16 protein-coding genes are annotated in these 14,687 nt (G+C 29.9%); 5 read left to right on the top strand and 11 right to left on the bottom strand.

Annotated elements, in window-relative coordinates; genetic code table 11:
• Positions 1 to 258 precede the first annotated feature (258 nt).
• The gene (locus B5E87_RS11180) at positions 259 to 1,410 is read left to right on the top strand and encodes a DUF871 domain-containing protein (RefSeq protein WP_087244993.1); all 1,152 of its coding nucleotides are present in this window, start codon (positions 259 to 261) and stop codon (positions 1,408 to 1,410) included.
• 46 nt (positions 1,411 to 1,456) lie between these two features.
• Here the strand turns inward: B5E87_RS11180 and B5E87_RS11175 are convergent, their stop codons facing one another.
• The 9 genes from B5E87_RS11175 to B5E87_RS11135 all read right to left on the bottom strand — a co-directional run bounded on the left by B5E87_RS11175 (position 1,457) and on the right by B5E87_RS11135 (position 9,208).
• On the bottom strand, positions 1,457 to 2,224 hold the full coding sequence (locus tag B5E87_RS11175) for an AIM24 family protein (protein ID WP_087244992.1): 768 nt from the start codon (positions 2,222 to 2,224) through the stop codon (positions 1,457 to 1,459).
• Between the two features lie 111 nt (positions 2,225 to 2,335).
• On the bottom strand, positions 2,336 to 3,028 hold the full coding sequence (locus B5E87_RS11170) for a DNA/RNA non-specific endonuclease (RefSeq protein WP_087244991.1): 693 nt from the start codon (positions 3,026 to 3,028) through the stop codon (positions 2,336 to 2,338).
• Positions 3,025 to 3,570, bottom strand: coding sequence for a flavodoxin domain-containing protein (locus B5E87_RS11165; RefSeq protein WP_087244990.1), 546 nt, complete (start codon positions 3,568 to 3,570; stop codon positions 3,025 to 3,027). Before B5E87_RS11165 ends, B5E87_RS11170 begins: the two co-directional genes overlap by 4 nt.
• An 84-nt stretch (positions 3,571 to 3,654) precedes the next feature.
• On the bottom strand, positions 3,655 to 4,221 hold the full coding sequence (locus B5E87_RS11160) for a dihydrofolate reductase family protein (RefSeq protein WP_087244989.1): 567 nt from the start codon (positions 4,219 to 4,221) through the stop codon (positions 3,655 to 3,657).
• Positions 4,222 to 4,372: 151 nt separating this feature from the next.
• Positions 4,373 to 5,452: an ABC transporter substrate-binding protein gene (locus B5E87_RS11155; protein ID WP_087244988.1), complete on the bottom strand. Its 1,080-nt coding sequence runs from the start codon at positions 5,450 to 5,452 to the stop codon at positions 4,373 to 4,375.
• Positions 5,433 to 6,239 carry an ABC transporter permease gene (locus B5E87_RS11150; protein ID WP_087244987.1) on the bottom strand — a complete coding sequence of 269 codons (807 nt, stop codon included), beginning with the start codon at positions 6,237 to 6,239 and terminating at the stop codon, positions 5,433 to 5,435. Before B5E87_RS11150 ends, B5E87_RS11155 begins: the two co-directional genes overlap by 20 nt.
• A complete protein-coding gene (locus B5E87_RS11145; RefSeq protein ID WP_087244986.1) occupies positions 6,236 to 7,078 on the bottom strand; it encodes an ABC transporter permease in 843 nt (280 codons plus the stop codon). The genes B5E87_RS11150 and B5E87_RS11145 overlap by 4 nt, the downstream gene beginning before the upstream one ends.
• 1 nt (position 7,079) lies before the next feature.
• Positions 7,080 to 8,657, bottom strand: coding sequence for an ABC transporter ATP-binding protein (locus B5E87_RS11140; RefSeq protein WP_087244985.1), 1,578 nt, complete (start codon positions 8,655 to 8,657; stop codon positions 7,080 to 7,082).
• 17 nt (positions 8,658 to 8,674) lie between these two features.
• Positions 8,675 to 9,208 carry a helix-turn-helix domain-containing protein gene (locus tag B5E87_RS11135; RefSeq protein WP_087244984.1) on the bottom strand — a complete coding sequence of 178 codons (534 nt, stop codon included), beginning with the start codon at positions 9,206 to 9,208 and terminating at the stop codon, positions 8,675 to 8,677.
• Positions 9,209 to 9,409: 201 nt separating this feature from the next.
• Between B5E87_RS11135 and B5E87_RS11130 the strand changes: the two genes are divergently transcribed.
• Positions 9,410 to 9,835 carry an acyl-CoA thioesterase gene (locus B5E87_RS11130; RefSeq protein WP_087244983.1) on the top strand — a complete coding sequence of 142 codons (426 nt, stop codon included), beginning with the start codon at positions 9,410 to 9,412 and terminating at the stop codon, positions 9,833 to 9,835.
• Between the two features lie 260 nt (positions 9,836 to 10,095).
• Here B5E87_RS11130 and B5E87_RS11120 read toward each other — a convergent pair whose 3' ends face one another.
• Both B5E87_RS11120 and B5E87_RS11115 read right to left on the bottom strand, forming a co-directional pair.
• On the bottom strand, positions 10,096 to 10,884 hold the full coding sequence (locus B5E87_RS11120; RefSeq protein WP_087244981.1) for a Cof-type HAD-IIB family hydrolase: 789 nt from the start codon (positions 10,882 to 10,884) through the stop codon (positions 10,096 to 10,098).
• Positions 10,885 to 11,664 (bottom strand): HAD-IIB family hydrolase, encoded by a 780-nt coding sequence (locus B5E87_RS11115; RefSeq protein ID WP_087244980.1) that lies wholly within the window; start codon positions 11,662 to 11,664, stop codon positions 10,885 to 10,887.
• Positions 11,665 to 12,322: 658 nt separating this feature from the next.
• Between B5E87_RS11115 and B5E87_RS11110 the strand changes: the two genes are divergently transcribed.
• From B5E87_RS11110 to B5E87_RS11105, 3 genes are all read left to right on the top strand, one after another.
• Positions 12,323 to 12,880: a hypothetical protein gene (locus B5E87_RS11110; RefSeq protein ID WP_087244979.1), complete on the top strand. Its 558-nt coding sequence runs from the start codon at positions 12,323 to 12,325 to the stop codon at positions 12,878 to 12,880.
• 114 nt (positions 12,881 to 12,994) lie between these two features.
• Entirely contained in the window at positions 12,995 to 13,240 is a 246-nt protein-coding gene (locus tag B5E87_RS14915) for a hypothetical protein (protein ID WP_158095606.1), read from the top strand.
• A 246-nt stretch (positions 13,241 to 13,486) separates the two neighbouring features.
• Positions 13,487 to 14,687, top strand: a 1,201-nt coding sequence (locus B5E87_RS11105; protein ID WP_087244978.1) for an ISL3 family transposase, incomplete at its 3' end; no start/stop codon positions are given.

Raw genomic sequence — 14,687 nt, 5'->3', positions numbered from 1 at the left:
TTTGTTATATCATAAATATGCGATTTTGCGAAGTCCTGACTGCATTTATTTCATTTATTTATTCTTATTAATGAAAAAAATTTTCCATTTATATACTCATCATATAGACTTATCTTTTCTTTTGAAGTTATTTAATTATCTCTTTAAAAATATCATAATATAATATATTTTAAATGACAAAATCTATTCTAAGCTCTTTTTTGCTTAAAGTCTATTCACAAAGGTGTTATAATGTAAAATATAAGGAGGAAAATGAATATGCACAAATTAGGTATTTCTGTATACCCTGACAAAACACCAATGGAAGAGGTATACGCATACATGGAAAAAGCTGCAAAATTAGGTTTTAGCAGAATTTTTACATGTTTCTTATCTATTCCAGATGATGAAAGAGAAAGTTATTTAGTTCAATTTAAAGATTTCATGAAAAAAGCTCATGAATTAGGATTTGAAGTTGCTGCTGATACAAATCCACAAGTTTTTGACTTAATTGGAGCAACACCTGGTAATTTAAAACCATTCGCTGATTTGGGATTAGATATTATTAGAATGGATGGTAACTTTGGAACTCAAGGTGATATTCAATTAACACGTAATCCATACAATATTAAAATTGAATTTAACGCTAGTATGGATATGGGTGTAGAACTTTTAATCAATAATGGTGGTAATAAAGATCAAATCACTATGTGTCATAACTTCTTCCCAGAACGTTATACTGGATTAGATTTTGATTTATTTATGGATTTTAACCGTTATTGGAAAGAATTAAATTTACACACTGCTGCTTTTGTTTCTAGTAACAATGAACATACAATTGGTCCATGGCAAGTTTTCTGTGGTTTACCAACTGTTGAAATTATGCGTGGTTTACCAATTGATTTACAAGCACGTTATATGTTAGCGACTGGAGATGTTGATGATATTTTAATTGGAAACTATCCAGCAACTGATGAAGAATTAGAAGCATTATCTAAAGTGAATATGCAAGCTATTGAAATTAGAGTTGATGAAGCTGAAGGTATTAGTCAAAACGAAAAAGAAATCATGTATGATTTCGCTCCTCATTGGGATCGTTATGACCATTCAACATTCATGTTACGTTCTTCATCACCTCGTGTTTGGTTCAAAGCTAAAAAGAGTGTACAAGATGGAAACATGGGAAAAGATACTCAAATGAATATAGAATCACAATCTATTCCATATAGAGATCCTGGTAAGAAAGTCTTTACACGTGGAGATGTTTTAATCGTTAATGATAATTTAGCTCATTATCGTGGTGAACTTGAAATTGTTTTAACTGAAATTCCAAATGATGGTGAACGTAATTTAGTTGCGACTGTAAAACCAGAAGAATTAATGTTACTTGATTTTATCAAACCTGGTCATCATTTTAAAATTATTAAATAAAAAATATGGTTCTCCCCTTGAATAGGGAAGAACCTTTTTATTATGTTTATTGTTTACCATCAATAGGCGCAATCCATATTTTTCCTGTTCCACGATAAACATTCACTAATCCTTCACCTGAAGCAGCTGAACCAGCTAAAGTTTTACCTGAACGCTCTACTTTAAACTCTAAACTACCGCTCCATGCAATAGCCATGTTACCATCAACCTTTAAAACATCATCTTCTAAACTTATTTCAATTAACTCTTCCTTTGGGCAATCAGATTCTAAACAGACAACTCCAGATCCTTCAATTCCCAAATTAAATAGTCCTTCATTTCCCGCAGCAGCAGAAGACAAATTAGAACGCATGACAGCTTTATGTTTTAAATTGGCATCACATGCTAAAAACAATCCATCATCTAATACAACTGAATGATTCCATTCATCAAGATCAAGCAATAAAATATGCTTATATGTTGGCTCTAAAACCAAAATTCCTTCTCCTGTATATTCTGGTTTAATTGCTGTTTCCCCTGTAACTTTTCCACGAACTGCTTTAGATAATAAATCTCCTACACCTTTTAATCCTGTTGTTGCATAAACATTTCCAACCATCCATTGCATTGCCCCTGCCTGAACAACAATATTTGCTTTATTAACATCACAAATAACTTGTCTTTTTCGAATATTCATTTCATTACAAAAATATGCCGTTTGAGCATGATGTGGCATAACACTTAAATCACGTTGATATTCAATAACCCGAAATGGTCCACATTCTTGAATAATTTGAACATCATTATTGTTCGTAAAATTTGAAATCTTAAACATGTTTTTTCCTCCTTTTCTTTTATTATATCTAACAGAATAACAACTGTTTTAGCTGGTATTGTTTTATTCTATAAATATAAAGAAACATTTTTAAATAAAGACAATTAATTTTTACTCAAGTTGACTATTTCCTGTCGCATAATCAATTTTTACACCAGGTTGTACATTATAAACAAATACATTAAATTCAATATCTAATCCTCGATCTTCTACTGACATAGCTTCCATTAAAACACCATCAGCAACCAAATGATTTCCTTCAAAAACAGGTGTCACGCGATAAAGAACATGATTACCTGTTTCTTGTACATAATCAGCCACTTGATTTTCAAAAGGCAGCATTCCTTCTGTATTCATGTATCTTGTACCTGTAATTAGATTTTTCTCATTTGCATTTTCACCACTCAACTGATATCCAATCAAATGACAACGATTATATAAATATTTCCCATCTATAAAATCATATTTTTTAATTTGCCATCCAGAGGGTTTAATCATTCCAATATTCCCTCTTTTTTCTGTTGGCATAGTTTCTTCACCAATATTCGCATAAGCTACACCACATCTTCCTAATGAATCTAAAGAACTATATTCTTCAAATGATTGTGTTGTTAAATTATCCTTATCAAAGTAAGGTTCATTATCATTAATAATCACATAGGGTTGCCCACTATATTCTGGGACATCTTCAATACTGATAGCACTATATGTCTGCTGATGAAATTCAACACCGAGATATCCACCCAGTGCAACAACACCAGCAACAATAATTTTTATAAGTTTCTTTTTATAACTTTTTCTCATTTCGATTCTCCTTGCATGATACAGTTAACTTCATCAACAATTGGCTTTAATGCTTGAAAATCAACAAAATCAACTTTTTTATTATACGAATCCACCATAGCTTGATCTTCTGCAGTCATATTTTCTCTTGGTTTATTTTTAGTAACCTTATATAAAAGAGTCATCATAGTCTTGTGTTTAAAGTTTAACTTTGAATAATCAATACCTCCACGTAAATGAAAAAACTTTGAGTCATGAAAAAGTTCTGGTGATAATTGTTGTTGGAGAGCATGTCTTATATTTTTTATATTTTGTTCATCTTGGACATCTGCTAAACCTACTGTCACGACAATCATTTGTGTCTGTGATGGTATCATCTTAACTATATGTTTTAATCCCTTAACTCCTCCTGCATATAATCCACCTAAATAAACAATGAAATCATCATGTATATTTTTTACATCTTCTTCGTTTTTTAATGGTAAATGTGTTAATCTTGATAATTCTTCAGCATATTGTTTTGTTGTTCCATAGTGAGAACCATATATAATAATTCCTTTCATTTTTATGCCTTCCTTCCATGATATTCATTCCTTTTTCTTGCTCTATACATACAATAAAATAGAAACCTTACTATTTCTAAAAAATCATTTTCTATCACATGACTCATTTATATCCGTTTCTTTTCTTCGTATATAAATTGTGTCCAATATTCCATTATTCTCATGAGATTCTACTAATTGTAATGGAATTGTTGAAAATCCTGTATGAAACAATGAAATGCCTGATCCTAAAAGAATTGGAATAATAGAAATATGATATTCATCAATCATTTGATTTTGCATAAGCGATTGAATGATTTGTGCTCCACCACAAATCCATATATCTTTTCCTTCTTTTTGTTTTAACTCCCTAATCAAATCGCTTGGATCCTGTAAAACAAATTGAATATTTTCTGTTGATTCTTTTTGATTATGTGTTATGACATAGCTTTGAAGTGAAGAATAAATCCACTGATCTGGTGATAATTCTGTTACAATCTGATAATATGTATTCCATCCCATAATAACTGTATCTATATTTTGAATAAATTCTGTATAAATATCTTTTGTTTCCTGATTCGAGTCCTGTCCTTGTAACCAGTCTACTCCTCCATTTTGATCAGCAATATATCCATCTAGACTCATCGCAATAAATAAAATAACTTTTCTCATTCATCCACCTCAATGCATTCAAATTATAACATGTTAAATCTTTGTCGTCATTTCTTTTTATATGCAATTGATACTTATATAAACGTCTATTTTTTTATTTTTCAAACAAAAAAAAGAAGATTAATACATAGTATCAATCTTCTCATTATTGTTATTGAGCATTTGAAGCTGCAATTTTTACTTTACTGAAGTAATCTGAAATGATTTTACGAGTTGCTTCATCATATTCAAAAACTTCATCTTTATCATTACCAGTTCTAGGCACGTAAGCATTAATTCCTTCATAATCTCCACTTGCTAATTCATCCATAACTTCCTGATTAGCAGAAGTATATCCTACAAAGCTTGAATTATCCATAGCAGCTTCATAGCTACAAGCATAGTTAATAAATTCATGTGCTAATTCTACATTTTCAGCATTCTTTGGAATCACCATAGCATCACTCCATAAGTTTGTTCCTGTTTCAGGCATATAGAATCCCATGTTTTCATTTTCACTCATCACATAAGCAGCATCTCCAGAATAAATCAATCCTAAAGCTTTTCTACCTTGAGCCATGTTATCAATAATTTCATCAGTTACGATTTCTGGTTCCATTGTTTCTACACATTTCACTAACCAGTTATAAGCTTCTTCTAATTCTTTTTCATCTTTTGTATTCATTGAATATCCTAAAGCTTTTAATGCCATCATGAATGAATCACGTTCAGAATCATATAGATAAATATCTCCTTTGTATTTAGTATCTAAGAAAATATTGTATCCTTCTTTTTCTAAATCAGCTTCACTGACTTTTGTTTTGTCATAAACAATTCCTACTGTTCCCCAGAAATATGGAATAGAATATTCATTGTTTGGATCATATGGTAAACCTTTGACAGCATCAACAAGCTCATCCATACATGTAATCTTATCTTTATCTAATTTTTGAATAAGATCTTCTTGAATTAATCTTTCAATCATATAGTCACTAGGAACTAAAATATCATATGGTTCTCCATTTGCGACTTTGATATACATAGTTTCATTTGAATCAAAGTAATCCACAACGACTTTTGCGCCTGTTAATTCTTCAAAACCAGAGATAAAATTTTCACCCATGTATTCTCCCCAGTTATAAAGGTGTAATTCTTGTCCAGCATATGGCTTATCTGCATTTGAATCCCCTCCACACGCTGTTAAAGTAAACATTGTTGCAACCGCTAATAAACTAGTTAATAACTTTTTCATCTTTTTTCTCCCTTCTTGCTTTAATTAGTGGTACTACATTGATAATCACTAAGACTACCGTTATCAATACTACGACAAGCGTAGATATTGCATTGATTGTTGGGTTAACTCTTTTACTCATTGTATAAACCATGATACTTAAGTTTTTAACCCCTCCTCCTGTTACAAAGTATGAAATGATAAAATCATCAAATGACATTGTAAAGGCAATTAAGGCTCCTGATACGATACCAGGCATAATTTGTGGTACTAAAACTTTTGTTAAAGCTTGCCATGGTGTTGCTCCTAAATCCATTGCTGCATCAGATAAATTTGGATCTAGTGAACGAATTTTAGGCATCACACTTAAAATGACATAAGGTATACAGAATGTAATATGAGCAAGTAACATTGTCATAAAACCACGTTCTATATGAAATGTAATAAATAGTAACATCAACCCAATAGCTGTCACAATTTCTGGATTCATAATTGGAAAATCATTTAACTGCATCATGACTTTTTTAACAATCTTGCTTGATTTTGATAAACCAATGGCACTAATTGTTCCTACTATTGTCGATACAATTGTAGCAATCACAGCAACTGTAATTGTGACATATAATGATTCCATCATATCTCTATTTTGGAAGAGTTTTTCATACCAGTTTAAACTAAAACCAGTAAAATGTGTTAATGATTTACTTTCATTAAAAGAGAAGATAACCATAAATACAATTGGTAAATAGAAGAATAAAATCATCAGAACCATTAAAATTTTACCAATAATTCTCTTATCTTTTTTCATGATTCCTGATTCCCTCCTCCACTATTACGTTCATCAATTTTTCTAATTGCATACATACAAACCATCATAATGACTGCCATAATCATAGAGATTGCACTACCAAAGTTCCATTCTCCAACTGTAATAAATTGATTTTCAATCACGTTACCAATTAAGAAGAACTGTCCTCCACCAAGAAGTTTAGGAATAAAGAATGAACTCACTGCTGGTAAAAAGACAAGTGTTATTCCACTGACAACTCCTGATAAAGATAATGGCAAAGTGACACGTAAGAATGTCTGAACTCTGTTCGCCCCTAAATCAGCACTGGCTTCTAATAATGATTTATCCATCTTACATAAAGATGTATTGATTTGTAGAATCATAAATGGAATAAAGTTATAAACCATTCCAAGCAATACAGAACCTTCTGTATATAACAACTCCATATCTTTGAGTCCAAAGAAACCTAAAATTGTTTGAGCTATACCCCCATCAGAAAGAATTCCTATCCAGGCATATGTTCTGACTAACATATTAATCCACATTGGTAAAGTAATAGCTAAAACAAGAATATTACGAACACGATCACTACTTCTTGCAATAAAATAAGCAACTGGATAACCTAAGACAACACAGATAATTGTTGTCTTCACAGCAATCGTCAATGAACGCCATAAGACAAGTAAAAAGTCTGGGTCGGTAAAAAACTTTTTAAAATGATCCAAAGTAAATGTAAAGTTAATGATATCATTTCCACTTGTTGTTAATGAATAGAAAAGAATTAATAACATTGGTAATAAAATCATTAAGATCACCCATATCATATAGGGCCATGCTAATTGTGAAAAACGTTTCATTCTAGAACCCCATCTTTTCCATGACATGAATATCTTCAGGGAAGAATGTTAAACCGACCTCTTTACCTTCTTCCACATAATCTGTTGTATGAATCTTTAATTCTCTACCTTCTGTTGAGAAAGTGACTTTATATGTTCCTTCTTCAATATGTTCAGGATCAAAATCATAATCTACATAAATATCTACAGATTCATCTTCATCATTTAATTTCCATCCTTGAGCATTTGCCCATGTTTTTAAATCTGTATCTAATGCTACGGATTCATCAAGTTCATCAACTGTCTTAAAGAAATTGAATGCCATAACCCCTTCATTCGCTCTTTCATTCTTCACAACAGGTTGATTCACAACAATGATCTTACGTTCTACTGATGTTCCACTTGAAGTCGAGAATGTCACTGCATATTCACCAATTTCTTCTTTTAAATCATAATCAATCTTGCTGATAGAAATATAATCATCTGTTTCAGGATTCCATGCCTGTGCATCAGCACGTGCAATAATTTCAGCATCATCTAATGATTTGACATCTTCAATATCAACATAGAAATCATTGGCACTAATTTTTTCTTTTCCGTTTTCAGATGTCACATCACGATTTCTGATGACATGCATGTTCACAGTTACACTTGTTCCAGGAACTGTTTCAACCATAACTTCATAATGTACACCTTTAAAAAGAACACTTAAGACTTCTCCTGTCATTTTTCCATCTTTGACATCCACAATATCAATATCTTCTGGACGAATCACAACATCAACAGGTTGTTTATCTTTAAATCCAAAATCCACACAGTCAAAAACAATATCATCAAATTTCACTTTATAATCTTCTAACATGACAGCTGGAATAATATTACTTTCCCCAATGAAGTTAGCGACATATCTATTTTCTGGTTCATTGTAGATTTCCTGAGGTGTTCCAACTTGTTGAATTTCCCCGTCCTTCATAACAACAATCTTATCTGACATAGTTAAGGCTTCTTCCTGGTCATGTGTAACAAAGATAAAGGTAATTCCAACTTCCTGTTGAATTCTTTTTAATTCATATTGCATTTCTTTTCTTAATTTTAAATCCAATGCTCCAAGCGGTTCATCTAATAATAAAACCTTAGGTTCATTAACAAGTGCTCTGGCAATCGCTACACGTTGCTGTTGTCCCCCTGAAAGAAGTGTAACGTTTTTATTTTCAAAACCTTCTAAACCAATGAGCTTTAACATTTTCATAACTTTTTGTTCAATAACGTCTTTACTCATTTTCTTAATTTTTAATCCAAAGGCAATATTTTGATAAACACTCATATGTGGGAAAAGAGCATATTTTTGAAAGACAGTATTTAACTCTCTTTTATGTGGAGGAACTTGACTAATGTCTTCTCCATCAAAAATAACTTCTCCCTCTGTTGCATCTAGAAAACCACCTAAAATTCTTAGTAATGTTGTCTTTCCACAACCACTAGGTCCCAGTAAAGTCACAAACTCATTTTCATAAATATCAAGATTGACACCTTTTAAAACAATTTGTCCATCAAATTCTTTCACTATATTACGAAATTGTATTAACTTCTTCTTATCCATAATCATACTCCCTTCTTTTAAAACATTGGTGGTGTTGTGACCCACAATATTTTGGCATCACTTGAACCATTATTGATAAAATAATGACTTTCTTTACCATCCATATAGAATGTTTCTTTTGCTTTTAATCTATATTTTTTATTCCCACGAACTAAAGTGACATTTCCTTTTAAAATATAACCGAATTCTTCTCCATTATGACATTCCATTTCTTTACTTCTTTCATGTCCATGAATAGTTAAAAGAATTGGTTCCATTTCATTTTTCTGAGCATTAGGAATAACCCATTCAATCGTATATTCGTCTTTTTCATCCACAAAGAAATCCTGTGTATGAAAGACAATCTTTTCTTCCTGATCAGATTGAAAGAACTCAGAAAGATTGGTGCCTAGTGCCTCTAACAAATCTTCGAGTGTAGAGATACTTGGACTGGTTAAATTTCTTTCGACTTGAGAAAGAAATCCTTTTGTGAGTTCACTTCTTGAAGCCAACTCTTCCAAGGTCAAATCATTTTTTATACGCAAATCCTTCAATTTCTTTCCAATGTCCATATAAACCTCCATGTCACTATACTAAACTTTAAATTCAAAAAATCAAACAACTTTATTATACATATTTCTACCCCTAATGCAACAATAAATTTCATATTTTTAAAATAAAGTTCATAAATATTAAACTTTTTTATCAAAATCAATTTGAATATATATAATAAATTCATTATAATAAAAAAGTAAAGGAGTATAGATTAGATTATGCACACATATACACATCAAGTTCAATATTATGAAACCGATAAAATGCAAATTACACATCATTCTAATTACATTCGTTTTATGGAAGAAGCGCGTATTGATTTTTTAAATCATATTGGTTTTGGTTATGATAAGATGGAAGAATTAGGTATTAGTTCTCCTGTTATAGGCATTCAATGTGATTATAAAAAAAGTACGACTTTCCCTGATCTTATTAACATTGAAACAAAGGTTTCTGCATATAAGGGAACACGTCTAGAAATAGAATATACGATGAAAGTCAATGATGACATTGTAGCTATTGGGAAAAGTTTACATTGTTTTCTTAATCAAAATGGTAGACCAATTATTTTAAAAAGATCTCTACCTGAATTAGACCAAATTCTTGTTCAGCTTCTTAACGAGGATACAAACAATGTTGAGTGAACTCTTTCAAACTGATGGCTTTCATACATTGATATATCTTATCTGGTTTATTTTGCCTTTTCTCTTTGTGTTTTCATTTGCTTTCGGTATTAAAAATGAAGTACACGAAAAAACTGGCTTTAACTTTGCATTATTAGTTGCCAGTATATCCTTACTTTTTATGTTTGCAATGATATTATTTATGTAGATTTTATATGAGCAGAATGTTTCTGCTCTTTTTATATTATCAATAATACGAAAAAACTAGCTTTGATAGCTAGTTATTCATTAAACATCTTTTCTAATTGTATAGCCACTCCATTTTCCTGAACACTTGGACATATGATTTCTGCTCTTTTTTTAATATCTTCAATAGCATTTCCCATCGCAATAGGATGTCCAACTGTTTCAAACATTTCTACATCATTAGGACCATCCCCAAAACAGTAACTATCATTCACATCAATATTTAATTCATGTAAGACATCTAATATACCTGTTGCCTTAGATACTTCATTAGAATAAATTTCTAGGCTATGATGATCTGGATGCAATTCGTAAGAAAAAGATTGAAAACATGAAATCGCATAATCTAACTCTTCCTGATTTTTTGTCCATGCTTCCATTTTAACTGTTCTTTTTATAATATCTTCTTCATCATATTGATAACATAAATTATGAAAATCTATATTACAATGAGAATAGAAATCTAATAAACATTGGTTTGACTGATTCAAATAACAAAGTGTTGATGTCTGCAAAATATATTCAATATTTTTAGACTTTAAACACTCAGTCAATTCTTTAACCTTTTCTGGATTTAAATATCTTGCTGTTAAATCTTTATTATGATATTTCACATTAGCTCCATTTGCTAGTACATATCCATCAAATCCTATTTCCTTTACATTTTCAGCAATGAATCCATAAGGTCTACCACTTGCAACAAAACATAAATGTCCTTGCTTTTGAACTGATTTAATTGCATTTTTCACTTCATCAGTAATACGTCCTAACTCTGGACAAAACAATGTTCCATCAATATCAAAAAATATAATTTTCCTACTCATTTAATCCACCCATCCAAAATGCTGACATGCTTTATAAATGCCATCTTTATCAGCATCATCTGTAACATATGTTGCTTTTGCTTTTAATTCATCAATAGCATTTCCCATCGCAATAGAAGTCCATTCATCACGAAACATACTCAAATCATTCTTCTCATCACCAAAAACAACAACATCCTGATAATCTCCACCAAAATGATCAACAATAGCTTTAATTCCTACTGATTTATCTCCTGGTTCAACAAATAAATATTCTTTATGGAAACGACACCAAGGCAATTGCTTTAAAGTTTCTAGTTTTTCTTCTTCTGGAGAAAAACAAGCCACATAAACTTTATAGATTTGATCATAATTTCTTGGATCCAAGCCTTCTTCAACAACTGTATCCATATAAATATCATGTGTAAAATCATAAAAGCGATTATCTGGTGCTAAACGTCTTGTTTCATTATCTGGTGATATTGCCCAAATGAATCCTTTTTCTTTACATTCATCAATTAACGCTAGACACTTATCATAATCTAAAGGTTTGATTTCAATTAGTTTTTCATTGATAGTGATTCCATTTCCCCCGTCACTCACCATATTTTTAAATCCTAATTCTTTCATATGATTGACTGCCATTGCATAACTTCTACCTGTTGCAATAGCAACAAAATGTCCTTTTGCTTCTAATTCTTTAATTGTTTTTTTCGCTGATTCAGGAACATATTGATCTCCTGGTGTTCCTACAGCTAAAGTTCCATCAATATCAAAGAAAAAACATTTCTTTTTCCCCATCTTTATCACCTCAGTCATCTATTTTAACAAAATCATATAAAAAATCTATTTTTTTACAGATAAAGAAAAAACTATTATTTTCAATATTTTATAAATGATAAAAGATATTTAAACTATTTATAGAATTGATTTTATATTTGAGTCAATATATATATCATAGTATAATTGAAATAGAAAAAGAATAATATGCCAAGGAAGGAGGGTACGAAAAAAGAAGGCAGTTCTTTCCATTATAGATACAGTCATAAAGGTAAAAATGACATATAAGATTGTATGAAGAAATAATTAAAATTTCTCTATGACTATTGATAATATTATGAATATTCTTATAACAATGATCAATGCAGTATATTTCACTCATATTGTAATCATTCAGTTGAAGAATACTTAGAAAAAGATGTATCCATTCATAATATTTAATTATATCATTTCAATGGAAAACAATTCTATGATTCAAATCAATTGATTGATGATTTTGCTAATACTATGGTGGAAAATAATAATTATTCATATAGAAATAAGTTCTACTATTTTAAACTTGATGATTATAACTTATATATAGCTCTTATGAGCTATAGTTCAATGATTAAACTTTCTAAAAAACTTATAAAAAATAGTAGGATAATGGGAATAAAGCTTGTCGAGGTAAAAATGTAATATGAAAAAACGTATAATAATAGTTTTAGGTTTTATGAGTCTTTTGATAATTGGATTTTTGTTTTCACAATTATGGAGATATAATGACTATAATCCGTATTTCGTGGAGAATTATGATGGCTTTGATTTTATTTATAATAAGGAAAATGAACCTGTTGGTGTTTCATTACAAGATGATACAGAGTACATCTATTTTCTAAAGGAAAGAGATTCTAAAGCGTATATAAATGATTATAATAAGAAACAACATGAATATAATTGGAAATATGAAGGATATGAATGTGAAGTTGAGCTGATGAGTAGCACTTCATTATGGATATACGGTAAAAAAAGTATATATGTATTTATCAAAACTGATGATTTTTGGATTCGAAGATATGTTGACTGTTCAAATATACAGAACAGTTCAGATTTTGAAAATATAAAAAATATTCAAGACATAGTGAATCCGTATATTACAAAAATGATCAACATATATGAAAAATACCATCAGCAAATTATACAAACTTATCAAAATGGCAGTGAAGAATTAATGCGCAGTAAAGATGAATTAGTCTAAGATATGGATGGTGGTTTTATGAATTTTATGAGTCCTAAGATGAATAATTTATGAATTTGTGTTTTAGGTCTTTTAGCACTATTCTAGCAAAACGGCGAATATCACTTTTCGTTTATGAATGATTCAGTTATGTTGCTAATGATTGTTTTATTTATAGGTTTTGTTTTCTTTCCAAAATCATGGTTTCATTGTATTTGGGGATTATTAATGGGATTTGCAGTCAGTATACCTTTATTATTGGAAGTATTTAATGGAACAAATAATATGATTGCTATTGTGTTTGATTCTATTTTATCATTCTTGATCTTTGGTTATTTTGGTTTCCTAATTTATAAAAAGTTAAAAATCAAGGTTCAATAATATTCTATGATTGATTTCATTGATTTTGTCAATGAAGACATTATTAAAAATAACTCAACCAAATATCTTTAAGTCATAATAAAAATGGTATATTAAATAATCGCGGGGTAAACCTTAACCTTTAATTTTATTACGGGGTTTGCCTTTTTCTGCTTTAATTTCTAAATGGGGTAATTTCATAATAAAAAGAAACCTCCTGATATAATATATGTTTGCAGACATTTATATCTTGAAAGGAGGTTCCTCATGAACGATTTTATCATTAAACTTCTTGATTTAAAAGAAAAAGATTTGGATTTTATTGAATCTATTACCAAAACTGAATCTTCTGATTTTATTATTATTCTTAAAAGATCTATTCAGGTTTGTCCTCATTGTGGTTCTTTAACCGATAGAATTAAAGATTATAAAATCAGAAAATTAAATCATAAAGTTTTAATTCATTCTCATTCTTTTATTTTCTATAAACAACGTCGTTATTGCTGCAAGGACTGTGGCAAGTCCTTCGTTGAATATTCTCCCTTTACTGGTACCAGACATATCCTTACTGCTTCTACTGTTATCAATATTCTTAATGATTTGAAACCTTACACTTCTACATTTTCTTCTGTAGCTAAAAAATATGGTGTTTCTGTTTCTACTGTTGTTGATATCTTCGATAGACATGTTCAAATCAAAAGAAAAACTCTTACTCATATCCTTTGTTTTGATGAATTCTATTTCAACAGACATGCAAAAAAGAAATATGCTTTTATGATTATGGATTTTTCTAAAAAATATATTATTGATATTGTGGAATCCAGATGGAGTGAAGATCTTTATGACTATTTCTTCCACATTCCTCTTGAAGAACGAAATCAAGTTAAATATATCATTATAGATATGTATTCTAATTATAAGTTCATTATTCATAATTTTTTTAAAAGTGCTATTATCTGCGTTGATCCTTTTCATGTAGTCAAAAAAGTTAATGATTCATTGAATCAGGTAAGAAAAAGAATCATGAAGAAGTATTCTACTGATGAACTTAAAAATTCTGTAGATTACAAACTTCTTAAAAGCAGATATTATATTATTCTTAAAAATGAAGACAGTTTAAACTTTGAAAAATTCTACTATGATAGAGTTTTAGGATATACAACAACTGAACTAGGCTTAAAGGAAAGAATCCTTCAAATTAATCCTATACTCAATGAAGCCTATAAAATAAAAGAAGAATACATCAACTTCAATAATGAAAATCAGGAGACATTTGATATAGATAAAAAAACAAAAGAATTCGATTCATTAATAAAAAGAATGAAATTATCAAATATACAGGAGATGATTGAATGTGCAAAGACACTCACAAACTGGAAACAGGAGATATTAAATTCATTTCATTGGTATGATGGAAGAAGACTTTCAAACGGACCTATAGAAGGAAAGAATAACTATATAAAGAAAA

Origin of the sequence: Massilimicrobiota sp. An142 (assembly GCF_002160725.1) — a bacterium.
In the GTDB taxonomy this organism is placed as follows: domain Bacteria; phylum Bacillota_I; class Bacilli_A; order Erysipelotrichales; family Coprobacillaceae; genus Allocoprobacillus; species Allocoprobacillus merdigallinarum.
Note: the sequence above shows the minus strand (reverse complement) of the source record. Positions and strands in the feature narration are given on the sequence as shown.

Coding starts and splice junctions, on each gene's coding strand:
- B5E87_RS11180 (WP_087244993.1), top strand. CDS start 259: ATGCACAAATTAGGTATTTCTGTATACCCTGACAAAACACCAATGGAA.
- B5E87_RS11175 (WP_087244992.1), bottom strand. CDS start 2,224: ATGTTTAAGATTTCAAATTTTACGAACAATAATGATGTTCAAATTATT.
- B5E87_RS11170 (WP_087244991.1), bottom strand. CDS start 3,028: ATGAGAAAAAGTTATAAAAAGAAACTTATAAAAATTATTGTTGCTGGT.
- B5E87_RS11165 (WP_087244990.1), bottom strand. CDS start 3,570: ATGAAAGGAATTATTATATATGGTTCTCACTATGGAACAACAAAACAA.
- B5E87_RS11160 (WP_087244989.1), bottom strand. CDS start 4,221: ATGAGAAAAGTTATTTTATTTATTGCGATGAGTCTAGATGGATATATT.
- B5E87_RS11155 (WP_087244988.1), bottom strand. CDS start 5,452: ATGAAAAAGTTATTAACTAGTTTATTAGCGGTTGCAACAATGTTTACT.
- B5E87_RS11150 (WP_087244987.1), bottom strand. CDS start 6,239: ATGAAAAAAGATAAGAGAATTATTGGTAAAATTTTAATGGTTCTGATG.
- B5E87_RS11145 (WP_087244986.1), bottom strand. CDS start 7,078: ATGAAACGTTTTTCACAATTAGCATGGCCCTATATGATATGGGTGATC.
- B5E87_RS11140 (WP_087244985.1), bottom strand. CDS start 8,657: ATGGATAAGAAGAAGTTAATACAATTTCGTAATATAGTGAAAGAATTT.
- B5E87_RS11135 (WP_087244984.1), bottom strand. CDS start 9,208: ATGGACATTGGAAAGAAATTGAAGGATTTGCGTATAAAAAATGATTTG.
- B5E87_RS11130 (WP_087244983.1), top strand. CDS start 9,410: ATGCACACATATACACATCAAGTTCAATATTATGAAACCGATAAAATG.
- B5E87_RS11120 (WP_087244981.1), bottom strand. CDS start 10,884: ATGAGTAGGAAAATTATATTTTTTGATATTGATGGAACATTGTTTTGT.
- B5E87_RS11115 (WP_087244980.1), bottom strand. CDS start 11,664: ATGGGGAAAAAGAAATGTTTTTTCTTTGATATTGATGGAACTTTAGCT.
- B5E87_RS11110 (WP_087244979.1), top strand. CDS start 12,323: ATGAAAAAACGTATAATAATAGTTTTAGGTTTTATGAGTCTTTTGATA.
- B5E87_RS14915 (WP_158095606.1), top strand. CDS start 12,995: ATGAATGATTCAGTTATGTTGCTAATGATTGTTTTATTTATAGGTTTT.